23 protein-coding genes, 1 tRNA gene and 1 pseudogene are annotated in these 25188 nt (G+C 70.8%); 10 read left to right on the top strand and 15 right to left on the bottom strand.

Annotated features, from left to right (window positions below; genetic code table 11):
- Positions 1-85: 85 nt before the first annotated feature.
- On the top strand, positions 86-379 hold the full coding sequence (locus tag GA0070608_RS19005) for an antibiotic biosynthesis monooxygenase family protein (RefSeq protein WP_091629929.1): 294 nt from the start codon (positions 86-88) through the stop codon (positions 377-379).
- A 256-nt stretch (positions 380-635) separates the two neighbouring features.
- Here GA0070608_RS19005 and GA0070608_RS19000 read toward each other — a convergent pair whose 3' ends face one another.
- Both GA0070608_RS19000 and uvrB read right to left on the bottom strand, forming a co-directional pair.
- Positions 636-1499, bottom strand: a complete 864-nt coding sequence (locus GA0070608_RS19000) for a helix-turn-helix domain-containing protein (RefSeq protein ID WP_091629926.1) — start codon at positions 1497-1499, stop codon at positions 636-638.
- A gap of 143 nt (positions 1500-1642) precedes the next feature.
- Positions 1643-3751 carry an excinuclease ABC subunit UvrB gene (uvrB, locus tag GA0070608_RS18995; protein WP_091629924.1) on the bottom strand — a complete coding sequence of 703 codons (2109 nt, stop codon included), beginning with the start codon at positions 3749-3751 and terminating at the stop codon, positions 1643-1645.
- Positions 3752-4050: 299 nt separating this feature from the next.
- On the opposite strand from uvrB, the gene GA0070608_RS18990 reads away from it, so the two are divergent.
- On the top strand, positions 4051-5511 hold the full coding sequence (locus tag GA0070608_RS18990) for a hypothetical protein (RefSeq protein WP_245715835.1): 1461 nt from the start codon (positions 4051-4053) through the stop codon (positions 5509-5511).
- A 4-nt stretch (positions 5512-5515) separates the two neighbouring features.
- Here the strand turns inward: GA0070608_RS18990 and coaE are convergent, their stop codons facing one another.
- Positions 5516-6697, bottom strand: a complete 1182-nt coding sequence (coaE, locus tag GA0070608_RS18985) for a dephospho-CoA kinase (RefSeq protein WP_091635490.1) — start codon at positions 6695-6697, stop codon at positions 5516-5518.
- A gap of 235 nt (positions 6698-6932) precedes the next feature.
- Between coaE and GA0070608_RS18980 the strand changes: the two genes are divergently transcribed.
- Both GA0070608_RS18980 and GA0070608_RS18975 read left to right on the top strand, forming a co-directional pair.
- Entirely contained in the window at positions 6933-7466 is a 534-nt protein-coding gene (locus GA0070608_RS18980) for a PadR family transcriptional regulator (RefSeq protein ID WP_091629922.1), read from the top strand.
- Positions 7450-8085, top strand: a complete 636-nt coding sequence (locus GA0070608_RS18975; protein WP_091629919.1) for a GyrI-like domain-containing protein — start codon at positions 7450-7452, stop codon at positions 8083-8085. Before GA0070608_RS18980 ends, GA0070608_RS18975 begins: the two co-directional genes overlap by 17 nt.
- 88 nt (positions 8086-8173) lie before the next feature.
- On the opposite strand, the gene rpsA is transcribed toward GA0070608_RS18975, so the two are convergent.
- A complete protein-coding gene (rpsA, locus tag GA0070608_RS18970) occupies positions 8174-9667 on the bottom strand; it encodes a 30S ribosomal protein S1 (protein ID WP_091629915.1) in 1494 nt (497 codons plus the stop codon).
- A 402-nt stretch (positions 9668-10069) separates the two neighbouring features.
- On the opposite strand from rpsA, the gene GA0070608_RS18965 reads away from it, so the two are divergent.
- From GA0070608_RS18965 to GA0070608_RS18955, 3 genes and pseudogenes are all read left to right on the top strand, one after another.
- A complete protein-coding gene (locus GA0070608_RS18965; RefSeq protein ID WP_091629913.1) occupies positions 10070-10873 on the top strand; it encodes a class I SAM-dependent methyltransferase in 804 nt (267 codons plus the stop codon).
- A 57-nt stretch (positions 10874-10930) separates the two neighbouring features.
- Positions 10931-11152, top strand: coding sequence for a hypervirulence associated TUDOR domain-containing protein (locus GA0070608_RS18960; RefSeq protein ID WP_091629910.1), 222 nt, complete (start codon positions 10931-10933; stop codon positions 11150-11152).
- A pseudogene (locus tag GA0070608_RS18955) lies at positions 11139-11483 on the top strand (DUF3140 domain-containing protein); the annotation flags it as partial. The gene GA0070608_RS18960 and the pseudogene GA0070608_RS18955, both read left to right, overlap by 14 nt.
- Positions 11484-11688: 205 nt before the next feature.
- Here GA0070608_RS18955 and polA read toward each other — a convergent pair.
- From polA to GA0070608_RS18900, 11 genes are all read right to left on the bottom strand, one after another.
- Entirely contained in the window at positions 11689-14388 is a 2700-nt protein-coding gene (gene polA / locus GA0070608_RS18950) for a DNA polymerase I (protein WP_091629906.1), read from the bottom strand.
- A gap of 121 nt (positions 14389-14509) precedes the next feature.
- Positions 14510-15319, bottom strand: a complete 810-nt coding sequence (locus GA0070608_RS18945; RefSeq protein ID WP_091629903.1) for an amino acid ABC transporter ATP-binding protein — start codon at positions 15317-15319, stop codon at positions 14510-14512.
- Positions 15316-16296, bottom strand: a complete 981-nt coding sequence (locus GA0070608_RS18940) for an amino acid ABC transporter permease (protein WP_091629901.1) — start codon at positions 16294-16296, stop codon at positions 15316-15318. The genes GA0070608_RS18945 and GA0070608_RS18940 overlap by 4 nt, the downstream gene beginning before the upstream one ends.
- Positions 16297-16298: 2 nt before the next feature.
- Positions 16299-17210 (bottom strand): ABC transporter substrate-binding protein, encoded by a 912-nt coding sequence (locus GA0070608_RS18935; protein ID WP_091629899.1) that lies wholly within the window; start codon positions 17208-17210, stop codon positions 16299-16301.
- 33 nt (positions 17211-17243) lie between these two features.
- Entirely contained in the window at positions 17244-17954 is a 711-nt protein-coding gene (locus tag GA0070608_RS18930; RefSeq protein ID WP_091629896.1) for an ABC transporter ATP-binding protein, read from the bottom strand.
- Positions 17944-18789, bottom strand: a complete 846-nt coding sequence (locus GA0070608_RS18925) for an ABC transporter ATP-binding protein (RefSeq protein WP_091629893.1) — start codon at positions 18787-18789, stop codon at positions 17944-17946. The genes GA0070608_RS18930 and GA0070608_RS18925 overlap by 11 nt, the downstream gene beginning before the upstream one ends.
- Positions 18782-19891 carry a branched-chain amino acid ABC transporter permease gene (locus tag GA0070608_RS18920; protein ID WP_091629891.1) on the bottom strand — a complete coding sequence of 370 codons (1110 nt, stop codon included), beginning with the start codon at positions 19889-19891 and terminating at the stop codon, positions 18782-18784. Before GA0070608_RS18920 ends, GA0070608_RS18925 begins: the two co-directional genes overlap by 8 nt.
- Complete coding sequence (locus tag GA0070608_RS18915; RefSeq protein WP_091629888.1) at positions 19888-20838, bottom strand: branched-chain amino acid ABC transporter permease; 951 nt, start codon at positions 20836-20838, stop codon at positions 19888-19890. The genes GA0070608_RS18920 and GA0070608_RS18915 overlap by 4 nt, the downstream gene beginning before the upstream one ends.
- Positions 20839-20946: 108 nt before the next feature.
- A complete protein-coding gene (locus tag GA0070608_RS18910; RefSeq protein WP_091629885.1) occupies positions 20947-22104 on the bottom strand; it encodes a branched-chain amino acid ABC transporter substrate-binding protein in 1158 nt (385 codons plus the stop codon).
- Between the two features lie 260 nt (positions 22105-22364).
- Positions 22365-23531 (bottom strand): hypothetical protein, encoded by a 1167-nt coding sequence (locus tag GA0070608_RS18905; protein ID WP_091629882.1) that lies wholly within the window; start codon positions 23529-23531, stop codon positions 22365-22367.
- An 81-nt stretch (positions 23532-23612) separates the two neighbouring features.
- Positions 23613-24233: an ANTAR domain-containing response regulator gene (locus tag GA0070608_RS18900; protein ID WP_091629880.1), complete on the bottom strand. Its 621-nt coding sequence runs from the start codon at positions 24231-24233 to the stop codon at positions 23613-23615.
- 81 nt (positions 24234-24314) lie between these two features.
- On the opposite strand from GA0070608_RS18900, the gene GA0070608_RS18895 reads away from it, so the two are divergent.
- The 3 genes from GA0070608_RS18895 to GA0070608_RS33510 all read left to right on the top strand — a co-directional run bounded on the left by GA0070608_RS18895 (position 24315) and on the right by GA0070608_RS33510 (position 25186).
- Positions 24315-24397, top strand: a tRNA-Leu gene (locus GA0070608_RS18895).
- 173 nt (positions 24398-24570) lie between these two features.
- Positions 24571-24885: a hypothetical protein gene (locus tag GA0070608_RS33515; protein WP_245715834.1), complete on the top strand. Its 315-nt coding sequence runs from the start codon at positions 24571-24573 to the stop codon at positions 24883-24885.
- A gap of 106 nt (positions 24886-24991) precedes the next feature.
- On the top strand, positions 24992-25186 hold the full coding sequence (locus tag GA0070608_RS33510) for a hypothetical protein (protein ID WP_245715833.1): 195 nt from the start codon (positions 24992-24994) through the stop codon (positions 25184-25186).
- Positions 25187-25188: the final 2 nt, after the last annotated feature.

Here is a 25188-nt window from a genome sequence, read left to right as displayed (position 1 = left end):
CCACCGGTTAGCTTCCTAGGAGGCTAGGTGTTCCAGGTGGGGCCCGCGGTATCCGGCCCGCGCGGCGGCGTGAAAGGCTTCCGGCATGGTGCTTGAGGTCGCGCTCATCGACGTACTGCCGGGCCACGAGGACGAGTTCGCCGCCGCGTACGCCGAGGGGCATCCGGTGCTCGCCGGGACGCCCGGCTGCCGGTCGGTACGGATGACCCGGGGCGTCGAGTCCCCGAGCCGGTTCGTGCTGCTGGTCGAGTGGGACTCCGTCGAGGCGCACAACGACAACTTCCGGGGCACCGAACGCTTCGCGCGGTGGCGGGCGCTGATCGGCCCGCACTTCGCCAACCCGCCACTGGTCGAGCACTTCGTGGACGTGCCGGCCTGAGTCTGTCGTACGCCTGCTCTATGGTGCGCCGTGCACGCGTCGGCCGCCGGTCCCGACGGGCTCGGGGGCGCCGGGCCCGGTTGCCGCGCGGCGATGTCCGCTGCCCTCCGGTCACCGTGCGCGCGCCCGGGCCCGGCGGAGCCGGGTGACGGGGCGGCGGTGAAGACCGTGCGGATCGCACTGGGCCGCAGCGCCGGTCGACCGCCCAGCCGTGATCGGCCCGGCGGGCGGTTTCCGCCGCCACCTGTGACCCGGGTCAGTCGGCGGCGAGCCGGTCCAGCACCGCGACCGTCTCGTCCGGGCCGAGGGCCGCGTCCAGCAGCCAGCCCGTGAGCTGCTCGTAGCGGTCGACGTCGGCCGCCGTCACCAGACGCACGTCGGTGGTCAGCGCTTCCAGCATCACCGTGCGCGGGTCGGCCGGATCCGGAAACGAGTAGCAGGAGTATGGCGTGAGCGGCTGCGCCCCGCCCCGCGCGGTGACTCCCCTGGGCAGCATCCGGATCGTCACGTGCGGCAGGCCGGCCAGGTCGACCAGGTGCCGCAACTGCTCCCGCCACACCTTCGGCGAGATGTCGGCGCCGGCCTCGCAGGCCGGCTCGGCGAGCACCGCCGTGTAGCGGGGCGGGTCGACCCGCCGCAGCACCTCGTGCCGCAGCGCCCGGGCGCGCACGTCGGCGTCCACGTCGAGGGCCGGGTCGAACAGCCGGCCGGCGGCGATCCGCAGCCGGGCGTACGCCGGGGTCTGGAGCAACCCCGGCACGACGGCGGGCTGCCAGTCGACGATGCTCGCCGCCCCCGCCTCCAACTCGGCATAGGTGCGCTGCCGCTCGCCCATCTCCCCCAACGACTTCCACCAGCCCCGGCTGGTGGCGGCGTCACGGGCGATGACGATGAGTGCGTCGCGTTGCGGCGGCGGCACCTCGTAGACGTCGAGCAGGTCGAGCACGTCGGCCAGGTCCGGCCGGCTCTGCCCCAGCTCGATGCGGGACAGCTTCGATGTGGAGGCCCAACCCAGCCGGTCACAGACCTGCTCCAGGGTCAGTGCCTCCCGCCGTCGCAGCTGGCGCAGCTCGGCGCCCAGCCGGGCGCGACGAATGACCGGACTCGTTGGCAACGGCATCCCCAGCCTCCCCATCGAGGCAGACTACGCAGGGCGATCACTGAGCGCAATAGCCTGCTCGCTTAACGCAATCACTGACCTTGAGCGCCCCCGGTCACGCTGACCAGTTCCCGTCGCCCGGGCGCCACCGTCCTGCCCCGCCGTCACTTCACGCCCGCGGCCTCCATGCCGCGCAACTCCTTCTTGAGGTCGGAGACCTCGTCGCGGATCCGGGCCGCCAGCTCGAACTGAAGCTCCCGGGCCGCGGCCAGCATCTGGTCGTTGAGCTCCTGGATGAGCTGGGCCAGCTCGGCCTGGGCCATCCCCTCCCGCGCGGGCCCGGCGCCGCCAGCCCGACTACGGCTGCGGGTCTCCTTGACCGGTGCCTTCCCCCGGGAGAGCTGCCGCGCCGCGCCGCCGACCCGACTGTTCTCGGTGTCCTCCGCCTCGCGGTAGATGTCGTCGAGAATGTCGTGGATCTTCTTGCGCAGCGGCTCGGGGCTGATGCCGTGCGCCTCGTTGTGCGCGATCTGCTTGGCCCGCCGCCGGTCCGTCTCCTCGATCGCCTGGGCCATCGAGGGAGTGATCTTGTCGGCGTACATGTGCACCTGGCCGGAGACGTTCCGGGCCGCCCGGCCGATGGTCTGGATCAGCGACCGGCCGCTACGCAGGAAGCCCTCCTTGTCGGCGTCGAGGATGGCGACCAGCGACACCTCCGGCAGGTCGAGACCCTCCCGGAGCAGGTTGATGCCGACCAGCACGTCGTAGTCGCCCTTGCGCAGCTCCCGCAGCAGCTCCACCCGGCGCAGCGTGTCGACCTCGGAGTGCAGGTAGCGCACCCGGATGCCGTTCTCCAGGAGGTAGTCGGACAGGTCCTCGGCCATCTTCTTGGTCAGCGTGGTGACCAGTACCCGCTCGTCGCGCTCGGTGCGTAGCTTGATCTCGTGCATCAGGTCGTCGATCTGGCCCTTGGTGGGCTTGATGACGACCTCCGGGTCGATCAGGCCGGTGGGCCGGATCACCTGCTCGACGAACTCGCCCTGGGCCTGCTCCAGCTCCCACGGGCCGGGCGTGGCGGAGAGGAAGACCAGCTGGCCGACCCGCTCCAGGAACTCGTCGAAGCGCAGCGGCCGGTTGTCGGCGGCGCTGGGCAACCGGAAGCCGTGGTCGATCAGCATCCGCTTGCGCGACGCGTCGCCCTCGTACATGCCGCCGATCTGCGGGATGGTCACGTGCGACTCGTCGACGACGGTGAGGAAGTCGTCGGGGAAGTAGTCGAGCAGGCAGTGCGGCGGGCTGCCCGGCAGCCGCCCGTCCATGTGCATCGAGTAGTTCTCGATGCCGGAGCAGAACCCGACCTGGCGCATCATCTCGATGTCGTAGGTGGTGCGCATCCGCAGCCGCTGCGCCTCCAGCAGCTTGCCCTGCCGCTCCAGCTCGGCCAGCCGCTCGGCCAGCTCCACCTCGATGTCGCGGATCGCCCGTTCCATCCGCTCCGGGCCGGCCGCGTAATGGGTGGCCGGGAAGATCACCAGCCCGTCGACCTCCCTGACCACGTCGCCGGTGAGCGGGTTGAGGTAGTAGAGCTTCTCCACCTCGTCACCGAAGAGCTCGATCCGGACGGCGAGCTCCTCGTAGGCCGGGATGATCTCCAGCGTGTCGCCACGGACCCGGAAGGTGCCCCGGTTGAAGGCCATGTCGTTGCGCGTGTACTGGATGTCGACCAGCCGGCGCAGCAGCTGGTCGCGGTCGAGCTCCTGCCCGACCGCGACCCGCACGGCGCGGTCGAGGTATTCCTCCGGGGTGCCCAGGCCGTAGATCGCCGAGACGGTGGCCACCACGATCACGTCGCGGCGGGTGAGCAGCGACATGGTGGCCGAGTGCCGCAGCCGCTCCACCTCCTCGTTGATCGAGGAGTCCTTCTCGATGTAGGTGTCGGTCTGCGGGATGTAGGCCTCGGGCTGGTAGTAGTCGTAGTAGGAGACGAAGTATTCGACCGCGTTGTGCGGCAGCAGCTCACTGAACTCCTTGGCCAGCTGCGCGCAGAGCGTCTTGTTGGGCGCCAGCACCAGCGTCGGGCGTTGCACCCGCTCGATCAGCCACGCGGTGGTGGCGCTCTTGCCGGTGCCGGTCGCGCCGAGCAGCACCGTGTTGCGGTCGCCGCGTCGGACCCGACGCTCCAGGTCGTCGATGGCCGCCGGCTGGTCGCCGGCCGGCTGGAAATCGCTGACGACCTGGAAACGACCGTCGAGCCGAGGAATGTCGAGCGCCATGACCCAACGGTACGCCGGGGGTCCGACACCACGAGACGACTACGTCCGGTCCGTGATCGGCTTCAATATTCGCATTGTGTGGCGCATCTCACCGGACTACCCTCTGCGAGTAGGCCGCTCGCGGCGGCCGCCCGGGCAGGTGGCCAGGCCGTCACGGCCGGCCGCCCCCGGCGCAGAAGGTCGCAGCACCCGGCATTCCCGGCGTGCGCACCCGATGTGGTCGCGCGCGATGCGCTGACCGGCCGCCGCGAGCGCCCCTTGCTCGTCACCCCGCGGGGGTGAATCCCGTTCAACCTCCCGTGGAGACCTCCGCCGCCCGTCCCGGCCCGACGCACCCGCCGCAGGACCGCCCGCCGCCCGACGACGCCCACACCGGGGGCATCCCCCGGGTGGTGACCGGCCGGCGACGCACCGTCCTGCTGGTGCTCGCGGCCGCGGCGGTGCTCTCCGCCGCCGCGCTGGTGGCGGGCCTGCTGAGCTGGGCGCCCGACCGGCCGGCGCAACCCAGGGCGCTGACCGGCGACGAACGCGAGCGACTGGCCGCGATGCGGGTCACCAACTACCGCGACCTGCGCGCCGGGGTGCGTGTGACGGCGGGTACCGGCGCGACGCGTACCGAACTGGTCGGCTGGGTCGACTGGTCCCGGCCGCTGGTCTACCTCGACGTCGGCGGGCCCGGCGCGGGCGCCGAGCGCGGGCTGCTCCAGGCCACCCCGACGGTGGCCCTGCTGCGCCCCGACCCGACGGCGGTGCCCACCCCCGCGCCGCCCCCGCTGGTGCCGCCGGCGGACCGCTGGCTGCGGCACGACCCGCCCGCGGGGCAGGGGCTGGCCGCCGTGCTCGACCTGCTCTTCCGCCTCGCCGCGGACCGCCCGGAGCCACCGGCCGATGCCGCCCGCCGGGTCGGCGGCGCCATGGTCGGCGCGGTCCCGGTCGACATCCTCCAGGCACCGCCGCCCGCCCCCGGCGCGTCCGTGCCGCCCACCCCGCCGGGCGGACACCCGCGCTACTGGCTCGACCACGACGCCCGGCTGCACCGGCTGGAGACCGGGCTGGCCGGCGTCGGACCGGTGACCGTACAACTGAACCGGGCCGACCGGCCCACGCTTCGGCCGGTCGACGCCCTCGGCGGCCGTCCCGGTCAGCCCCGCGCCCTGACCGCCGCCGAGCGGGACCGGCTGGACCGGCTGCCCGCCCGGCTTCGCGCCCGGGGCGGCGCCGCCGTGACCCTGACCGCACCCGTCGCCGCCACGAACCTGCGCGGATCCGGCTGGGTGAGCTGGAGCGGTCGGGCCGCGTACGTGGCCGTCGCCGACCTCGGCGTGCCGGACCGCCGGACGCTGCTGCGCGTCGACAGCGCCGGCGTGACCCGGGCGGAGGTACCGGCCACGACGGTCCCGGGCACCGTGGAGTCACCCGGCCGGCCGCCGCTGCCGCCGCCCGCCCAGGGCTGGCTCGCCGACCCGCGACGCGCCGGGGAGTTGGGCCTGCTGCTCGACGCGGCGCTGCGGGCCGCCAGGTCGCCCGGCGGACGGGACGCCGCCCTGCGGGTACGTGGCGACAGCGTCGCCGGGAAGGCTGTCGACGTCGTCGAGCTGCCCGGCTCCGGAGGACCGCTGCGCTACTGGATCGACCGGTCCGGCACGCTGAGCCGGCTGGAGCTGCGTACCCGCACCGGTGCCTGGGCCCAGCTCGACCTGACGCCCGCCACGGTGCCCCGGCTCGCCCCGGTGCCCGGTCGTCCGGCCGGGGGTCGCTGACCGGTCAGGGACGCCAGTTCGTCTGCGCCGCCCACTGCTCGGCGCGCAGGTGCTCCTCGTCGAACCACGGGTCCTTCGCGGTGCTCCAGGTGGCGCTGTCCGGGGCGGAGGCCGCCAGTTCCCGCTTCAGCATCAGGTAGGCCGCCCGCTGGTCCGGGTCGGCGCGCAGGTGGTCGCGGATCAGCAGCGCATACCGCCGGCCGGGCGAGTCCGCCGGGCGGACGTGCAGGTGCACGGGTCGGCCCGGGTCGGCGCTGCCGTGCAGCCGCTTCTCCCACCGGCCGCTGCCGGGCGGGCGGGGGTTGTCCCACCACTCGCCGGGCAGGCGCGGGAACCCCGCCGCCGCGAGGCGTTCGGCCAGCGGGCCGTCCGCGTCGGCGAGGGTGGGTACGGTGAGCTGGATGTCGATCACGTCCTTGGCGGCGAGCCCGGGGACCGCGGTCGAGCCGATGTGGTCGATGCGCAGGTCAGCGGGGGCGACCGCGTGCCGGATCCGGGCCGCCAGCCGCGCGTACTGCTGCGGCCAGGTCGGGTCGGCCTCCGCCAGCACGACGTGGTCCGACCGCGCCGGCCGCCGCTCGCGCAGGTTCGCCTCGTAGGGCCGCAGCCGTTCGCGCCACAGGACGTCGACCGCCGCGTGCAGGTCGGCGAGGCTGCCGTCGTTGGTCAGCAGCACGTCCGCCGTGGCCCGGCGCTGGGTGTCGTCGGCCTGCGCGGCGATCCGCCGCTCGGCCTCCGCCCGGTCCATCCCCCGGTCACGGGCCAGCCGCGCCAGCCGGGTGGCGACCTCCGTCTGCACCACGACCACCAGGTGGTACGTGGGCGCGAGCCCCACCTCCACCAGCAGCGGCACGTCGTTGACCACGATCGCGTCGGGTGCCGCCGCGGCGGCCAGCTCGGCGCTCCGGGCCCGTACCCGCGGGTGGGTGATCGCCTCCAACCGGCGGCGCGCCGTCTCGTCGGCGAAGACCAGCGCGCCCAGCGCCGCCCGGTCGAGGGCACCGTCGGCGTCGAGGACCCGGTCGGAGAAGGCCGCGACGATCTCGGCCAGCCCCTGCGTGCCCGGCGCGACCACCTCCCGGGCCACCCGGTCGGAGTCGATCACCAACGCACCGCACCCGGCCAGTCGACTCGCCACGGCACTCTTGCCGGACCCGATTCCCCCGGTCAGTCCCACCTTCAGCACGGGCACCAGTCAACCGGATCACCACCGCACCGCCAGCACCGGGGCCGCTCATCAGCCCCCAGCCGCACAGCCCCCGCGATCTTGCACTTTGCGCCCGCGAATCGCGAGCAATGTCCCCTTTGCCGAGGCAGAAAGTGCAAGATCGCCGGGGCGGGGCAGGCCGGGCCCCTGCCAATCCCTTGAAGGGACACTACGGAGCCTGCCAGCGTTCCTATTCTAGTAATAGAATAGGAACGTGGAGCTGACTTCCGCTGAGCTGACCGTGCTGGGCTTGGTCATCGAACGCGCCCGGCACGGCTACGACCTGGAGCAGGTGATCGAGCAACGCGGCATCCGGCAGTGGTCCGATGTCGGGTTCTCCTCGATCTACTACCTGCTCGCCAAGCTGGAGAAGCGTGGCCTGGTCCACGTTCCCGAGGCTCCCGCCGCCCCGAAGTCCCGCCGTGTGCACCACGCCACCGCCGAGGGCCGGGAGGTTGCGGCGCGCACCGCGCTGGCTCTCATCGAGCAACCACGGCCGGTCCCGCACCCGCTTCTCGTCGGGATCGCCAACCTGCCCCTGCTCTCCGATCGGGAGTACGCACAGGCGCTACGCACCCGCTTGACACGGGTCGAAGCCCGCATCGAGGCGGTCCAGGTGGCGCAACAGGCGCAAGCCCTCCTCCCACGACCGGCGCGTGAGGTGTTCTCGTACTCGCTGAGCCTCCTTGAGGCGGAAAGGCAGTGGCTCGCCACCCGAGCCCAGGTGCCCGATGACGGACAAGACTGACTTCAAGAAGACCCTCGACGCCTACCAGGCCAAGCGGGGCCAGTTCCGGATCGTGGACGTACGCGACATGCAGTACCTCATGATCGACGGCCACGGCGACCCGAACACCTCACCGGCGTTCACCGACGCCGTCGAAGCCCTCTACCCGGTGGCCTACAAACTGAAGTTCGCCAGCAGACGAGACCTCGGACGTGACTACGTCGTCCCGCCCCTGGAGGGCCTGTGGTGGGCCGAGGACATGGACTCCTTCACCGTGCAACGCGACAAGTCACGGTGGTCCTGGACCATGATGATCATGGTTCCGGACTGGATCGACCAGGACATGTTCACCGCCGCCGTGGAGCAGGCCGGAGCCAGGAATCGCCCGGCGCGTCTCGACGACACCCGCCTGGGGACACTGTCCGAGGGGCGGTGCGTGCAGACGCTGCACGTCGGGTCCTTCGACGACGAGGCCGAGGTGCTGGCGTACCTGCACCACGAGTTCGTGCCGGGCAACGGGTTGCGGATGGTCGGCAGACACCACGAGATCTACCTCAGCGACTCCCGCAGGGTCACACCCGGGAAGCAACGCACCATCCTGAGGCAACCGGTCACCATCGCCGCCGCGTCGAGCGCGTAGCTGAAACGACCGACGCGAGCCGAGACGACGGAGCCCCGCCCCCGGCGATCTCTCGATCGCGGGGACGGGGCCGTCGTCGTTCAGCGGGTCACTTGCCGCCGGCGAGCTTCTCCCGCAGAGCGGCGAGCGCCTCGTCGGTGGCCAGGGTGCCGGCCGGCTCCTCGGCCTGGCGGCTCGGGGCCGCGCTCGTCGAGGTGGTGGTGCCACCGCCGGTGACCGGCGGAGCCGGGTTGGCAGCGGCCTCGGCGTCGGCAGCCCGGGAGGTCTGCACCTGCTTGGTGTGGGCCTCCCAGCGGGTACGAGCCTCGGCGTACTGGTTCTCCCAGGTCTCGCGCTGCTTGTCGTACCCCTCGAGCCACTCGCCCGTCTCCGGGTCGAAGCCGTCCGGGTAGATGTAGTTGCCCTCGGTGTCGTACGTCGCGGCCATGCCGTAGAGGGTCGGGTCGAAGTGCTCCTCGCCCTCGACGAAGCCCTCGTTGGCCTGCTTGAGCGACAGCGAGATCCGGCGACGCTCCAGGTCGATGTCGATGACCTTGACCATGACCTCGGAGCCGACCTGGACGACCTGCTCCGGAATCTCCACGTGGCGCTCGGCCAGCTCGGAGATGTGGACCAGGCCCTCGATGCCGTCGTCCACCCGGACGAAGGCGCCGAACGGCACCAGCTTGGTGACCTTACCCGGCACGATCTGCTGGATCGCGTGGGTGCGGGCGAACTGACGCCACGGGTCCTCCTGGGTCGCCTTCAGCGACAGCGAGACCCGCTCGCGGTCCAGGTCGACGTCCAGGACCTCGACCTCGACCTCCTGGCCCACCTCGACGACCTCGGACGGGTGGTCGATGTGCTTCCAGGACAGCTCGGAGACGTGCACCAGGCCGTCCACGCCGCCCAGGTCGACGAACGCGCCGAAGTTGACGATCGAGGACACGACGCCCTTGCGGACCTGGCCCTTCTGCAGCTTGTTGAGGAACTCGGTGCGCACCTCGGACTGCGTCTGCTCCAGCCAGGCCCGGCGGGACAGGACCACGTTGTTGCGGTTCTTGTCCAGCTCGATGATCTTGGCTTCGAGCTCGCGGCCGACGTACGGCTGCAGGTCGCGCACCCGACGCATCTCGACCAGGGAGGCGGGCAGGAAGCCCCGCAGCCCGATGTCGAGGATGAGACCACCCTTGACCACCTCGATGACCGAGCCGCGGACGACACCGTCCTCGTCCTTGATCTTCTCGATGGTGCCCCAGGCCCGCTCGTACTGCGCCCGCTTCTTGGAGAGGATCAGACGACCCTCCTTGTCCTCCTTCTGGAGGACCAGGGCCTCGATGTGGTCTCCAACCGAAACGACCTCGGCCGGGTCCACGTCGTGCTTGATCGACAACTCACGAGAGGGGATGACACCCTCGGTCTTGTAGCCGATGTCGAGCAGGACCTCGTCCCGATCGACCTTGACGACGGTGCCTTCGACAATGTCGCCGTCGTTGAAGTACTTGATGGTCTCGTCGATCGCGGCGAGGAAAGCCTCCTCGGAACCGAGATCGTCGTGGGTGACCCGGGTGGCGCTCGAGGGGGCCTCGATGCTGCTCGTCATGTGGGCGGTTGCTCCGGTCGGATGGTGTGTCACAGCAGGCTGAGTGTCGCGGTGACCTGTTCGCGCCAGCGGATCCGTCGCCGGGCACACTGAGAGATCATCGCGTGAGAAGATCATGGATGTGGCTCCGCCAGTGGTCCCGGAGACCGCGCACCTGCTCCCTGCCGAGGCACACGATCCGCGAGCGCATCGTCTAGCCTACCCGCTGCATTACCACAGCGTGCAAGCCCTCCCGTCCTCTCGCCGCCCCGTCAGCTGCTAAAGCGGAGATATCGGCAGGAAGACGTCGCAGGTGTCGCCTCCGTCACACGGGCACCATCGTGAACGGTAGCGCCGGACACCGCACCTGCGCACTCCGGGGGCCAGCCGGCCGCGCGCGCGACATGGGCCTAGCGTGAGCGGGTGGATGACGACAGCCGGGTGACCCGGCGCCGGGTCGGCAACGCCGAGGCCCGCCGGGCCAACCGCCGCTGGTGGGACACCGACGCCGACGACTACCAGGCCGAACACGGTCGCTTCCTCGGCGACCTGGACTTCGTCTGGTGTCCGGAGGGCGTGCGGGAGGCCGACGTACGGCTGCTGGGCGAACTGGCCGGGCGGCGGGTGCTGGAGCTCGGCTGCGGTGCCGCCGCCGCCGCGCGGTGGCTGGCCACCCGGGGCGCCCGGCCGGTCGCCCTGGACCTCTCCGCCGGGATGCTGCGGCACGCCGCGCTGGCAGCCGACCGCACCGGCGTACGCGTGCCGCTGGTGCAGGCCGACGCGCTGGCGCTGCCCTTCGCCGACGCCGCGTTCGACACGGCCTGCACGGCGTTCGGGGCGGTCCCCTTCGTGGCCGACTCGGCGGCGGTCATGCGCGAGGTGTTCCGGGTGCTGCGCCCCGGCGGCCGGTGGGTGTTCTCGGTGACCCACCCGATGCGGTGGATCTTCCTCGACGATCCCGGCGAGGGCGGGCTGACCGCCGTGCACTCGTACTTCGACCGCTCCCCCTACGTCGAGCAGGACGAGGCCGGCGAGGCCACCTACGTCGAGCAGCACCGCACGCTCGGCGACCGGGTCCGGGAGCTGGTGGGCGCCGGGTTCCGGCTGGCCGACCTGGTGGAGCCGGAGTGGCCCGAGGGGCACGAGGGGATCTGGGGGCAGTGGAGCCCGCTGCGCGGCCGCCTCTTCCCCGGCACCGCCATCTTCGTCGCCGAGAAGCCCGCCTGAACGCTCCGCCAGGGCCGCCCGTCGTTTCGGGGCATCGACGACGGGTACCCGCGTCGCATGGCCGAGCAGAGCGACTTCCGCAGGGGTGACCACGTCTCCTGGGCCAGCCACAGCGGCCGGGCGTACGGCGTGGTCAAGGAGAAGATCACCGAACGGACGCACGTACGCGGGCACACCGTGAACGCGTCCCCGGGCGACCCGCAGTACCGGATCCGAAACGACGACTCGGGCCGGGACGTCGCGCACCGACCGGAGGCGCTGCGCCATGAGCGGGGCTGACGAGGGCCGGGACACCTACCGGGAGTTCACCGGGGCGGTGAACATGAAGCCCGCCGAGCTGTCGACGTGGCTGGAGACCGACGAGTCGAAGCGGGTCGGCTGGCACAAGGGTGGACGTTCCGGCGGCGGCGAGTCCGTCGGACACGACTCCGGCCGGAAGATCATCAACCTGCTGCGACGTAAACGCGGTGAACTCTCCGAGGGCGACTACCGGCACATGCGCAAGGTCGTCGGCTACGTCCGCCGGCACCTGGCCCAGCGCCCCTCCGGCGACGTACGCGACACGAAGTGGCGCTGGTCCCTGATGAACTGGGGCCACGACCCCCTCAAGTAACCGAACCCGGCGAGCAGTGACGGGGAGCCGCAGTCACCCGACGGCCCCGCCGATCCGACCAGCCCTCTGACCCACTCTCCCCGCAACAGCGCCGACGACCATGCCCACGACGGGGTTCCGGGGCAGCCCGACCCGCGCAGGGATCAAGCCTGACCGCCCGGAGCGGGTCGGGCTGCCCCGGAACCCCACCCACGAAGAAGACTCAGTGGTCGGCGCTGTTCCAGTCCCGCCCCTCGCCGACCGAGACCTCCAGCGGCACCGACAGCGGGTGTGCCCCGCCCATCTCCCGCCGCACCAGCGCCTCCAGCGTCTCCCGCTCTCCCGGGGCGACCTCGAAGACCAGCTCGTCGTGCACCTGGAGCAGCATCCGCGAGCGCAGGCCCGCCTCGCGCAGCGCGGTGTCGACGTGCAGCATGGCGACCTTGATGATGTCGGCCGCCGAGCCCTGGATGGGGGCGTTGAGCGCCATCCGTTCGGCCATCTCCCGGCGCTGCCGGTTGTCGCTGACCAGGTCGGGCAGGTAACGCCGACGGCCCAGGATGGTCGAGGTGTAGCCGTCGCGCCGGGCCCGGTCGACGACCTCCTGGAGGTAGTCGCGTACCCCGCCGAACCCGGCGAAGTAGTCCTCCATCAGCCCACGCGCCTCCTCGGCGGTGATCCCGAGCTGCTGGGAGAGGCCGAACGCGCTCAGCCCGTACGCCAGGCCGTAGTTCATTGCCTTGATCTTGCGCCGCTGGTCGGCGGTGACCTCGCCGACCGGCACCCCGAAGACCGACGAGGCGGTGACGGCGTGGAAGTCGGCGCCGGAGTTGAACGCCTCGATGAGCGCGTCGTCCGACGACAGGTGCGCCATGATCCGCATTTCGATCTGGCTGTAGTCGGCGGTGAGCAGGCACTCGTAGCCCTCCCCCACCACGAAGGCGCGGCGGATCCGGCGCCCCTCCTCGGTGCGGATCGGGATGTTCTGCAGGTTGGGCTCGGTCGAGGAGAGCCGGCCGGTGGCCGCCACCGTCTGGTTGAACGTGGTGTGGATCCGGCCGTCGTCGGAGACCGACTTGAGCAGGCCGTCGACGGTCGTCTTGAGCTTGGCCACGTCCCGGTGGCGCAGCAGGTGGGCCAGCACCGGGTGCGGGTTCTGTGCGTGCAGCCACTGGAGGGCGTCGGCGTCGGTGGTGTAGCCGGTCTTGATCTTCTTGGTCTTGGGCAGGCCCAGCTCGCCGAAGAGGATCTCCTGCAACTGCTTCGGCGAGCCGAGGTTGAACTCCCGGCCGACCGCCGCGTACGCCCCCTGGGCGGCGGCCTTCACCTCGGCGGCGAAGTGCGCCTCCAGCTCGGAGAGGTAGTGCGTGTCGGCGGCGATGCCGGTGTTTTCCATCCCGGCGAGCACCCGCATCAGCGGCAGCTCCACCCCGGCCATCAGCCGCGCCGACTGCTCGCCGTCGCGGGACAGCTCGGCGTCGATCGCGTCGGCCAGGTCGAGGGTGGCCCGGGCCTGGAGCATGAGGTTCTGCTCCACCTCGCCGTCGTCGCCGAGCCCGTCGAGGGTGAGCTGGCCGGTCTCCGGCGCGTCGACCCGCAGCTCGCGGTGCAGGTAGCGCAGGGCCAGGTCGGTCAGGTCGTAGGACCGCTGGTCGGGGCGGGCCAGGTAGGCGGCGATCTGGGTGTCGCGGAGGATGCCCTCCAGGCTCCAGCCGTGCGCGCCGAACGCCAGCACCGCCGGCTTGCTGTCGTGCAGCACCTTGGGCCGCCCGGCGTCGGCCAGCCAGGTCGCCAGGGCCGTCTCGTCGGCCGGCTCCAACGTGGCGGGGTCGAACCAGGCCGCCGCGCCGCCGGCGGTGGCCAGCGCCATCCCGGTCACCGAGGCGGTGTGCCGCCGGTTGGGGCCGGTGTCGAGTTTCGCCGCCACGCCCACCGGGGTGCCGGCCGACGCGTGCGTCTCCAGCCACCCGGCGAGCGCCCCGGGGGTGGTGAGCACCTCGCCGGTCAGGTCGAAGCCGGACTCGGCCTCCGGCTCCACCGCCTCCAGGTACTGGTAGAGCCGGTCGCGCAGGATGCGGAACTCAAGGGTGTCGAAGACCTGGTGGACCGCCTCGCGGTCCCATCCCTCCCAACGCGCGTCCTCGGGGCGCAGCGGCAGCTCCAGGTCGGAGACGAGACAGTTGATCTCGTAGTTGCGGATCACGTCGGCGAGCCGTTCGCGCAGGCTGTCACCGGCCTTGCCCTTGATCTCGTCGGCCCGCGCGATGACCCCGTCGACTCCGCCGTACAAATTGATCCACTTCGCGGCGGTCTTCGGGCCGACGCCCGGGACGCCGGGCAGGTTGTCGCTGGTCTCGCCGACCAGGGCGGCCAGGTCGCGGTAGCGGTCCGGGGCGACGCCGTACTTCGCCTCGATCGCCGCCGGGTCCATCCGGGCCAGGTCGGAGACGCCCTTACGCGGGTAGAGCACGGTGATCTGGTCGTCGACGAGCTGGAACGCGTCCCGGTCGCCGCTGCTGATCAGCACCGACATGCCCTGGTCGCGGGCCTGGCAGGCGAGGGTGGCGATGAGGTCGTCGGCCTCGAAGCCCTCCTTCTCCACCACCGGGATGCGCAGCGCCGCGAGGACCTCCTTGACCAGGCTGACCTGGCCCTTGAAGTCGGTCGGGGTCTCGCTGCGGCCGGCCTTGTACTCCGCGTATTTCTCCGTACGGAAGGAACGGCGGGAGACGTCGAAGGTGACCACGATGTGGGTGGGCCGCTCGTCGCGCAGCACGTTGATCAGCATGGACGTGAAGCCGTAGACCGCGTTGGTCGGCTGCCCCGTCGTGGTGGAGAAGTTTTCCACCGGCAGGGCGAAGAAGGCCCGATATGCCATGGAGTGTCCGTCGACGAGGAGCAGGCGCGGCGTCGTAGCTGTCACGGCAGCGACTCTAGTCGTCCGCTCCGACACTCCGGGACACCGGCACGGGCGCGACCGCGACGGACGTCACCGGCACGGACGCCGGCGCGGCCCGGGGGTCGGGCCTCGCCGGCGTACCGTCTCAGAGCACCTTCGCCAGGAACGCCTTCGTCCGGTCGTGCCGGGGGTTGGCGATCACCTCGCGGGGCGCGCCGGACTCGACCACGACGCCGTCGTCCATGAAGACCAGCGAGTCGCCGACCTCGCGGGCGAAGCCGATCTCGTGGGTGACCACGATCATCGTCATGCCGTCGCGGGCCAGGTCCTTCATCACGTCGAGCACCTCGCCGACCAGCTCCGGGTCGAGCGCGCTGGTCGGCTCGTCGAAGAGCATCAGCTTCGGCTGCATGGCCAGCGCCCGGGCGATCGCCACCCGCTGCTGCTGCCCGCCGGAGAGCTGGCTCGGGTAGTTGCCGAGCTTGTCGCCCAGCCCCACCCGCTCCAGCAGGGCGGCGGCCCGGTCCCGGGCGGCGGCCTTCTTCTCCCGGCCCACCAGTACCGGCGCCTCGGCGACGTTCTGCAGGGCGGTCATGTGCGGGAAGAGGTTGAACCGCTGGAACACCATGCCGATCGCCCGGCGCTGGGCGGCGACGTCGGACTCCCGCATCTCGTGCAGCTTCCCGCCGCGCTCGCGGTAGCCGATCAGGTCGCCGTCCACCCAGATCCGACCGGCGTTGATCTTCTCCAGGTGGTTGATGCAGCGCAGGAACGTCGACTTGCCGGAGCCCGAGGGACCCAGCAGGCAGCACACCTCGCCGCTGCGGACCTCCAGGTCGATGCCCTTGAGCACCTCGATCGGCCCGAACGACTTGTGTACCTGCTCGGCCCGGACCATCGGCCCGGACTCCGTCGCGGGCGCGCCGGCCTGGGCCGGCACTGTCAGCTCGGTCATGCGCCGTCCACCTTCCCGGTCGTTCCGCCGCTCTCTGCGGCGATCCCCCGCAGCTTGGTCTTCGCCCGTACGCTGCGCCCGACGCCCTTGGAGAAGTGCCGCTCCAGGTAGTACTGCCCGACCAGCAGCACGCTGGTCAGCAGCAGGTACCAGATGGTCGCCGCGACCAGCATCGGGAAGACCTGGAAGGTGCGGCTGCCGACGGCCCTGAGCTGGAAGAACAGCTCCATCGATACCGGCACGAAGGCGACCAGCGAGGTGTCCTTGAGCATCGCGATGGTCTCGTTGCCGGTCGGCGGGACGATCACCCGCATGGCCTGCGGCAGCACGATGCGGCGCAGGATCTGCCCACGCTTCAGACCGAGCGCCTGTGCGGCCTCGGTCTGCCCCTCGTCGACCGACTGGATGCCGGCCCGGACGATCTCCGCCATGTAGGCGGCCTCCGACAGGCCCAGCGCCAGCATGCCGGCCACGAAGCCGGTGAGGATGTCCACCGCCGAGAAGCCGAACAGCCGCGCCTCGAAGTCGTCGACCCCGAACAGGGCGCCGATCTGCCGGTCGAAGGGCAGCCCGAACTCGATGCGCGCCCAGAGGATGCCCAGGTTGCCGAAGAGGATCGCCAGCACCAGCCGGGGCACCGCCCGGAAGAACCAGGTGTACGCCCAGGCGACGCCGCGCAGGACCGGGTTCTCCGACAGCCGCATGATGGCGATGACGACGCCCAGCCCGATGCCGATCAACATGGCGGTCAGCAGCAGCGCGATGCTTCCGCGTACGCCCTCCATGATCGGCGGGCGGAACATCTCGTCGACCATGAACGACCAGTTGAACGCCTTGTTCGTCACCAGCAGGTGAACGAACATGGCCACCAGCACCCCGATCACGGCGACGGCGACCCACCGCCCGGGATGCCGCACGGGCACGGCCTGGATGGGTTCCGGCCGTGCCCGTTCGGATGTGTCTGACTCGACCGACATGGTCAGCTGGTCGGGTTCAGTGCCGGGGTCGTGATGGCGCCGCCCTCGACGCCCCACTTCTTCAGCGCGCCCTCGTACGAGCCGTCGGCGATGACCGCCGCGACGGCCTCCTTCAGCACCTCGGCGAACGCGGCCTGGTCCTTCTTCACCGCGTAGCCGTACGGGGCCGACTCGTAGATGTCGCCGAGCAGCTCCAGCTGGCCGTTGCTCTGCTTCACCGCGTACGCGCCGACCGGGGAGTCGGCCAGCATGGCGTCGTCCTTGCCGCTGACCACGGCGGCGGTGGCGTCGCTCTGCGCCTGGTACTGGTCGATGGTGATCGCCGGCTTGCCGGCGTCGGTGCACTTCTTCGACCGGGCGGTGATGTCGTCGAGCTGCACGGTGCCGACCTGCACGGCGATCTTCTTGCCGCAGGCGTTCTCGGTGTCGACCTTGGCCGGGTTGCCGGCCTTGGTCGCCCACTGGGTGCCGGCCGAGTAGTAGCTGACCATGTTGACGGTCTTCATCCGCTCGGCGTTGATGGTGAACGAGGAGACACCGACCTCGTACTTGCCGGAGTCGACGCCGGGCAGGATCGCGTCGAACGGCGCCGACTCGTACTCGGCCTTCAGGCCGAGCTTCTGCGCGACCGCGTTGAACAGCTCGATGTCGAAGCCGACGACCGTCTTGCCGTCGGCGTCGAGGAACTCCGCCGGGGCGTACGTCGAGTCGGTGCCGACCTTGATCACGCCGTCGGCCTTGATGGCGTCGGGCACCTTCCCGGCCAGCGCCGAGTCGGCGGCGGCGGTGACGCTGGGGCCGGCGCCGGGCTGCTCGGTGTTCTCCTTCTCGCCGCAGCCGGCCAGCGAGAGGGCCAGCAGCGCGGCGCTCGTGACGCCGAGGGCGGCCCGGCGGCCACCACTGATGTGGAACATGGGGTACTCCTTGCGATGAGGGGTGGCGGCTGGTCAGGCCACGCCGAGGTAGGCCTCTTTGACCGCCGGGTCGTGCAATAGTTCCGCACCGGTGCCGCTCTTGACGATCCGGCCGGTCTCCAGCACGTACGCCCGGTGGGCCCGGGCCAGCGCCTGCTGGGCGTTCTGTTCGACCAGCAGGATGGTGGTGCCCTGTTGGTTGATCTCGACGATGATGTCGAAGATCTGCTGGATCAGCATCGGCGCCAGCCCCATCGAGGGCTCGTCGAGCAGCAGCAGCTTCGGCCGGCTCATCAGCGCCCGCCCGACGGCCAGCATCTGCTGCTCACCGCCGGAGAGGGTGCCACCGGCCTGCTTGCGCCGCTCGGCCAGGCGCGGGAAGAGGTTCAGCACCCGGTCGAGGTCCTGGGCGATGCCGGCCCGGTCACGCCGGGTGTACGCGCCCATGTCCAGGTTGTCCAGCACCGTCATGCCCGGGAAGATCCCGCGGCCCTCGGGTGCCTGGCACAGCCCGCGCCGGACCCGCAGGTCCGCCCGGAGCTTGGTGATGTCCTCGCCGTTGAACCGGATGCTGCCGCTGGCGACCGGCCGAATGCCGGAGATCGCCCGCATCGTCGTCGACTTGCCGGCGCCGTTGGCACCGATCAGGGCGACGATCTCGCCCTCGTCCACCGTCAGGCTGATGCCGTGCAGCGCCTGGATCCGCCCGTAGAGCAGGCTCACATCGTCGATCTCAAGCAGCATCGTCCGGCACCCCCAGGTACGCCGCGATCACCTTCGGGTTGTCCCGCACCTCGGCGGGCAGCCCTTCGGCGATCTTCTTTCCGAACTCCAGCACCACGATCCGGTCGGTGACCCCCATGACCAGGCGCATGTCGTGCTCGATGAGCAGCACGGTCACGCCGGTGTCCCGGATCTGCCGGATGAGCTGGAGCAGTTCCTCCTTCTCCGCCGGGTTGAAGCCGGCAGCCGGCTCGTCCAGGCAGAGCAGCGCAGGGTCGGTGGCCAGCGCGCGGGCGATCTCCAGCCGCCGCTGCTCGCCGTAGGAGAGGTTGCGGGCGAACTCGTGCAGCCGCCCGCGGATGCCGACGAACTCCAGCAGGCGCTCGGCCTTCTCCCGGCTCTCGCGCTCTTCCTTCCAGTACCGCGGCAGGCGGAACAGCGCGGAGATGACGCTGGTCTTGTTGTGCGCGTCCGTGCCGACCAGGACGTTCTCCAGCGCCGTCATCTCAGGGAAGAGGCGGATGTTCTGGAACGTCCGCGCCATGCCCATCTTGGTGATCTGGTGCCGCTTCTTGCCGCTGATCTTCTGGCCGCGGAACCGGATCTGCCCCTCGGTGGGCTGGTAGATGCCGGTCATGGCGTTGAAGCAGGTGGTCTTGCCGGCACCGTTCGGGCCGATCAGACCGAGGATCTCCCCCTTGTAGAGGGTGAAGTCCACCTCGTTCAGCGCGACCACGCCGCCGAAGCGCAGCGTGACCTTGTCGACCTCCAGCAGCGGCTCCCGGGTGGGCACCGCCTCCACGGCCGGCGCGCCGGCCTGCGCCGGAATGGCCGGCGTCTGTTCGGTGTCACTCACCGACGGTCACCTCCTTGCGGCGATCCTTGAACTCCGCCGCACGTCGTCGGTTGGGTATCAGACCCTCCGGCCGGAAGATCATCATGACCACCAGCACCAGGCCGAAGAACAGGAACCGGTACTCGTACAGCTCGACGCCGAGCAGCTCGATGCCACGGAACCGCTCGATCATGTACGCCACCAGGCCGCCGCCGACGATCGCGCCGACGATGTTGCCGGAGCCACCGAAGATGACCGCGGCCAGGATGATGATCGAGTTCAGCAGCTCGAAGTTCTGCGAGTTGACGAAGTTCTGCTTGCCCGCGAACAACGCGCCGGCCAGGCCGGCGATCGCGGCGCCCGCGGCGAACGCCCACAACTTGAACTTGAACGTCGGCACGCCCATCAGCTGCGCGGCGTCCTCGTCCTCCCGGATGGAGATCCAGGCCCGCCCGACCCGGCTGTTGGTCAGGTTCCGCACCCCGATCACCACCAGGATGATCACCGTGAGCACCAGCCAGTAGTACGGCCGGGCGTCGAGCACGCCGAAGAACGGCTTGCCGTCGGCGTACTCGCCCGGCGGGTGCGGGATCTGGTTGAAGCCGCGCTGGCCCTTGAGGAACTCCGAGCTGACCGCACCGATCCGGATCATCTCGGCGAAGCCGAGCGTCACCAGCGCCAGGTAGTCGCCCCGCAGCCGCAGGGTCGGCGTACCGAGCATCACGCCGGAGACCATCGTCAGGGCGATCGCCACCGGCACCGCCAGCAGCCACGGCCACAGCGTCTTGAGGTCACTGCTCGGCGAGGTCAGCACCGCCACGGTGTACGCGCCGACGGCGAAGAAGCCGAAGTAGCCGAGGTCGAGCAGGCCGGCAAAGCCGACCACGATGTTCAGACCGACGGCCAGCAGCACGTAGATCGAGACGGTGAACATCACCTGGGTGAAGTTCGCACCGGGGGTCGGGATCGGCCCGAGGTACTGGTAGAACTCCTTGTTCGGCAGCGCGTAGAAGAACGCGATCACCGCGATCAGCAGCGCCCAACGCACCCAGCGCGGGGCACCGCGCCACCGTTCCCCGGCCGCCTCGCGGCCGGAGCGCACCTTCTCCAGGACGTTCGTCATGCCCGTGCCCTCCCCAGCGACTCACCCAGCAGACCAGTCGGCCGGAACATCAGCAGCACCACCAGCAGCGCGAAGGCGGCAAAGTCCTTCCACTGGCTGCCGAACAGGCCGGAGGCGTAGTTCTCGATCAAGCCCAGCAACAGGCCGCCGACCAGCGCGCCCCGCAGGTTGCCGATGCCGCCGAGCACGGCGGCGGTGAACGCCTTGAGGCCGAGCAGGAAGCCGACGCTGTAGGTGAGGGTCTGGATCCGCACGTCGTAGAGCAGGCCGGCGACACCGGCCATGCTGCCGCCGGCGATGAAGACGATCAGGATGATCCGGTCCTTGTTCACGCCCATCAGCGCGGCGGTGTTGGAGTCCTGGGCGACCGCCCGGATGCCGCGGCCGACCCGGCTGCGGTTGATGAACAGGTCCAGCGCGATCATCATCACCAGCGCGGAGCCGAGGGTGAGCAGCTGCACCGCGTCGATCGGCACGCCGAAGATGTGGAACAGCGGATCCTGGCTGACCAGGATCGGGGCGCCCTCGGGGCGGCGGCGGGTCCAGATGCCGAACGCCTCGGAGATGGCGATGGACGCGCCGATCGCGGTGATGAGGAAGGCCAGCGGCGGCGCGTTTCGCCTACGCAGCGGCCGGTACGCCACCCGCTCGATCACGGTGGCCGTGCCGGCGGAGGCGATCGCCGCGACGATCATCGCAACCAGCAGGTAGAACATGATCGACCCGATGCCGCTGACCTGCGAGTTCTGGTCGAGCCCGAAGCCGTTCCAGGTCCAGATCGCCGCGAACGCGCCGGCGATGAAGACCTCGGAGTGGGCGAAGTTGATGAGTCTCAGCACGCCGTAGACCAGCGTGTAGCCGAGCGCGACCAGGGCGTAGATCGCACCCTGGGTCAGGCCGGTCGTCGTGTATGTCCCGAAGTTGGAGAACAGGTCGTCGAAGTTCAATGAAGGGACACTCCATCAGGGTCTGGAGAGAAAAGTGGGGCGCGGCCGGGAGCACAGCTCCCGGCCGCGCCCGCGATCACCACTCAATCGCCGTAGCAGCGACTGACGTCAGGACTTGGGGATCTCCTGGTCCGGAACGACCTTGCCGCCGACGACCTTGAAGGCCCAGACCTTGACCTCCGCCGGGTCGAGCTCGCCACCCTCGACGAACTTGTACTTCGCCGCGACGCCCTCGCCGCTGTAGCCCTTCACGAACTCCAGCAGGCCCTCGCGGCTGGTCTTGCCCGCCTTGATGCCGGCGAGCAGGATGTTCGCCGCGTCGTAGGCGGTGTCGCTGTAGGTGCCCGGGTCAGTGCCGTTGAGGGCCTTGTACTCCTGGACGAAGGTGCCGCGCGCCTCGGCGGCCGGCTGGCACGGGCAGGTGAGGATGGTGCCCTCGGCCGCCGCCGCACCCGCGGAGGTGATGTAGGCGCCGTCGTTGACGCCGTCGCCGGCGACCAACGGAGCGGTGATCCCGGCAGCGGTGAGCTGCTTGCGGATCAGGCCGGCCTCCTGGTAGTAGCCGCCGTAGAAGATCGCCTTGGCGTTCGCGGCCTTGACCTTGGTGACGACGGCGGAGAACTCGACCTGCTTGCCATCGCCCTGGACCTTGTCCGAGCCGACGACCGACGGGCCGAGCACCTTCTTGACCTCGTCAGCCAGGCCGGCGCCGTACGCGGACTGGTCGTCGATGACGAAGACCGTGTCGGCCTTCAGCACGTTCTTGATGTAGTTGCCGGCCGCCGGGCCCTGGCTGAAGTCGTTGCCGACCGCGCGGAAGAAGGTCTTCCACTTCTGCTCCGAGAGGCTCGGGCGGGTCGCGGAGGGGGTGATGGTCACCAGGCCGGCCTCGTTGAACAGCGGTCCGGCGGCCTCCGACTCACCCGAGTAGGCCGGGCCGATGATGCCGAGGATCTTGGTGTCGTCGATGGCCTTCTGGGCCAGCTGCGGGGCCTGGTCCGGGCTGCCCTGCGAGTCCAGGGGAACCAACTCGACCTTGCAGTCGGTGTTCTCCTTGTTGTACTTGTCGACGGCCAGCTTGACGCCGTTGTTCTCGTTGATGCCGAGCGCCGCCGAGGGACCGGTCAGCGCGCCGAAGAATGCGATCTTGTTGCCGCAGGCGTCACCACCGGACGCCGTGTCGTCGCTGCTGGAGCATGCGGTGCCGCCGGCGACGAGCGCCAGCATGGCAACCCCACCGATAACGCGCGCGAGCTTCTGCCTCAAGGCCCGAACCCCTCCTCCGTCCCATGGTCCGAACCACCCGCTGCCGATTGGCCCTTGCGGGGGCGGACGAACCAGACCGTCGTCGCCGGTCTGGGGCCGGACGCTATCCCACCTTTGAGCTGTGACGAAAGCCCCAGGGGAGCGGGTTGACCGAACCGTTACACGCCGTGGCGGATTGGAAACGATCGCTGTAAGAACCGTCGGCCACGAAACCTTTTCACCTTCGTTTCGTCGGTAACGGGTCGAAGGCCATCTACCCCCTACCGACCGACGGCCGGCAACCCGACTGACCAGGCACGGGACGTCTCACCGTCGTCCGACACCAACAGCAGTCGATCACCCTGCGACGCCACCGCCACGGCGGTGTTCCCACCATCCGGCACGGCACCCGGCATTGCCATCACCCGCCATGAATCTCCCGAATCGACCGAGAGCCACAGTCCGTGACCGCCGCCGTCCGCCGTGACCGCGACCAACTCCCGCCCGGCCGGCACCAGACCGTCGACCGAGGACACCCCCGGGCCGGCCGCGCCGAACCCACCGACCCGCCGCCACTCGTCGCCCGCCAGCCGCCAGGCCCCGAAACCGTCGCGCACCGGCCCGACCGCCACCACCGCGCCGTCGACCGACGCCACCCGCTGCGCCTGGCCACGCCCGTCCGGCGCCGGCAGCGCCACCCGCCGCCAGGCCCGCCCGTCGGCGGAACTCCAGGCCAGGGGCGCCAGCGCCGTCGTGCCGGGCGGCAGCACCGCCCCCACCACCCACCAGCCGGTCGGCGCGGCCACCGCGTCGTACGCGACCGTCCGGCCGCGCCCGTCACCGGCGAGTTCCGGCGCACCCTCCCGGATCGTGAACCGCTCACCGTCCGGCGACGTCCAGACCGCCGCCCCGTCAACCCGCGCCCCCGCGACCAGCCAACCGGCCGGGCCCGCCGCCAGCCGCGCCACGCTCACCGCGCGCGGCCCGGCGTACAGCTCGAAGGGCGCCGGCGCCTCCCGGAGCTCCCCGCCCGGCGACTGCGACCAGGTGCCCGTGCGGGGGTTGCCGTGCGCGCCGCCGTTCTTCGCCCCGAGCGCCGCCAGCCGGCCGTCCCGGCAGGCCGCCGCGTAGAGCACGTGCTGGCGGCCGTAGAAGCTCGACGGCGACACCGGCAGCGCCGCCCACGACACGCCGTCCCCACTGCCCCAGGCCGCCGGACGGGTCTCCCCCGCCGCGTCGGCGAGCCCGCCGACCACGTACCACCGCCCGGCACAGGCCACGGCGGCGCGCAGCAGCGGCCGGCCGGGGACTCCCGGCGGCGCCGGCAGGGTCAGCGACTGCCACCGCGGACGCAGCGGCTTGTCGGCGGGCTCCGCCGGGACCCGATCACAGCCGGCCGCCAGCACCGCGAGGACCCCGAGCACCGCCCCCAGCCGCCGGGTCCACATGGATCAGATGTTATCGATCAACTGGTCCCGCGTGGAGCCCCGCCAGCGGTCTCCGGCGTGTCGCGTCGTCCCGGTGGCGCGTCAGGAGGCGGGCTGCGCCACCTCGCCGCCGGCGGTCTCGGCGAGGATCCGCTCGGCGACCTCCTTCATGGTCATCCGGTGGTCCATCGCCGTGCGCTGGATCCACTTGAACGCCTGCGGCTCGGTCATCCCGTACGTCATCATCAGCGCGCCCTTGGCGCGCTCGACCGTCTTGCGGATCTCCAGCCGGTCGGTCAGCCCCGCGACCTCCGCCTCCAGGGCGGCGATCTCCGAGTAGCGCGACAGCGCGATCTCCACCGCCGGCACCAGGTCGCTCTTCTGGAAGGGCTTCACGAGGTACGCCATCGCGCCGGCCGCCCGGGCCCGCTCCACCAGGTCACGTTGGCTGAACGCGGTCAGGATGATCACCGGGGCGATCCGGGCCCCCGCGATCCGCTCAGCGGCGGCCAGCCCGTCCATGATCGGCATCTTGATGTCGAGGATGACCAGGTCCGGTTTGAGCTCCTCGGCGAGCCGGACGGCGGTCTCCCCGTCACCGGCCTCCCCGACGACCTCGTACCCCTCCTCGACGAGCATCTCGGCGAGGTCCAGCCGGATGAGCGCCTCGTCCTCGGCGATCAGAACGCGCCTGCGCTCGACGTCCGTCTGCGTCTCGGCCACGAGCCACTCCCACCATTGTTCCCGGCACGGCTACCACCCATGCTCCCGCACGAGCGTAGTCGGGTACAGTAAGCCGCACTCGCCGGGATGGTGGAACGGCATACACGGAAGTCTCAAACACTTCTGCCCGAAAGGGCTTGCGGGTTCGAATCCCGCTCCCGGCACCCCTGTCATACACCTGTTCCATGATGTACGGGTGCACCCACCCGAGATGCGTGCCCGTGCCCGTGCCCGCGCCCTGCGCGCCCGAGGCAACGACATCCGGTCGGTTGCCCGCGCGCTGTGACTGCCCTACACCACCGTCTGGCACTGGTGCGTCGACCGGCCCGAACCGCTGATGACCGGCACCGCCGCACGCTGCTTCCGCTGCTCGCCCGATGTCGACTATCCGACCGATCCGGCGGCCTACTCCTACCTGCTGGGCCTCTACCTCGGCGACGGGCATCTGGTCACCACCGACAGGGTGCCGGTCCTGCGGATCTACTGCTCCGATGCGTGGCCTCATCTGGTTGACCTCTGCGACGCCGCGATGAAGGCCGTGCTCCCGAACAAGGTCCAGCGGATACAGAAGAAGGGCTGCGTGGCGGTGCAGAGCACGGGCAAGCATTGGCCGTGCTCTGCTTCCGCAGCACGGGCCGGGCAAGAAGCATGAGCGGCCGATCGTCCTCTCCGACTGGCAGAGAAAGATCGTCACATCGCACCCCGGCGGCCTGCTGCGGGGCCTGTTCCACTCCGACGGGTGTCGGGTCACCAACCGGGTGACTGTCCGCGGCAGGAAGTACGGCTACCCGCGCTACATGTTCGTCAACGAGTCGGCTGACATCATGGGGCTCTGCCAGTGGGCGCTGGACCTGCTCGGCATCGCCTGGCGGATGAACCGCCGCAACTCCCTCTCGGTGGCCCGCCGGGAAGCCGTCCTCGCTCTCGACCGCCACGTCGGCCCGAAATCCTGACC

The sequence above is a fragment of the Micromonospora peucetia genome, from assembly GCF_900091625.1.
In the GTDB taxonomy this organism is placed as follows: domain Bacteria; phylum Actinomycetota; class Actinomycetes; order Mycobacteriales; family Micromonosporaceae; genus Micromonospora; species Micromonospora peucetia.
The sequence above is the reverse complement of the archived record's forward strand: the minus strand, read 5'-3'. Positions and strand labels throughout refer to the sequence as shown.

Coding starts and splice junctions, on each gene's coding strand:
- GA0070608_RS18960 (WP_091629910.1), top strand. CDS start 10,931: ATGGCCGAGCAGAGCGACTTCCGCAGGGGTGACCACGTCTCCTGGGCC.
- GA0070608_RS19005 (WP_091629929.1), top strand. CDS start 86: ATGGTGCTTGAGGTCGCGCTCATCGACGTACTGCCGGGCCACGAGGAC.
- GA0070608_RS18975 (WP_091629919.1), top strand. CDS start 7,450: ATGACGGACAAGACTGACTTCAAGAAGACCCTCGACGCCTACCAGGCC.
- GA0070608_RS18920 (WP_091629891.1), bottom strand. CDS start 19,891: ATGACGAACGTCCTGGAGAAGGTGCGCTCCGGCCGCGAGGCGGCCGGG.
- GA0070608_RS18935 (WP_091629899.1), bottom strand. CDS start 17,210: ATGTTCCACATCAGTGGTGGCCGCCGGGCCGCCCTCGGCGTCACGAGC.
- GA0070608_RS18945 (WP_091629903.1), bottom strand. CDS start 15,319: ATGACCGAGCTGACAGTGCCGGCCCAGGCCGGCGCGCCCGCGACGGAG.
- GA0070608_RS18905 (WP_091629882.1), bottom strand. CDS start 23,531: ATGTGGACCCGGCGGCTGGGGGCGGTGCTCGGGGTCCTCGCGGTGCTG.
- rpsA (WP_091629915.1), bottom strand. CDS start 9,667: ATGACGAGCAGCATCGAGGCCCCCTCGAGCGCCACCCGGGTCACCCAC.
- GA0070608_RS33515 (WP_245715834.1), top strand. CDS start 24,571: ATGACCGGCACCGCCGCACGCTGCTTCCGCTGCTCGCCCGATGTCGAC.
- GA0070608_RS18940 (WP_091629901.1), bottom strand. CDS start 16,296: ATGTCGGTCGAGTCAGACACATCCGAACGGGCACGGCCGGAACCCATC.
- uvrB (WP_091629924.1), bottom strand. CDS start 3,751: ATGGCGCTCGACATTCCTCGGCTCGACGGTCGTTTCCAGGTCGTCAGC.
- GA0070608_RS19000 (WP_091629926.1), bottom strand. CDS start 1,499: ATGCCGTTGCCAACGAGTCCGGTCATTCGTCGCGCCCGGCTGGGCGCC.
- GA0070608_RS18930 (WP_091629896.1), bottom strand. CDS start 17,954: ATGCTGCTTGAGATCGACGATGTGAGCCTGCTCTACGGGCGGATCCAG.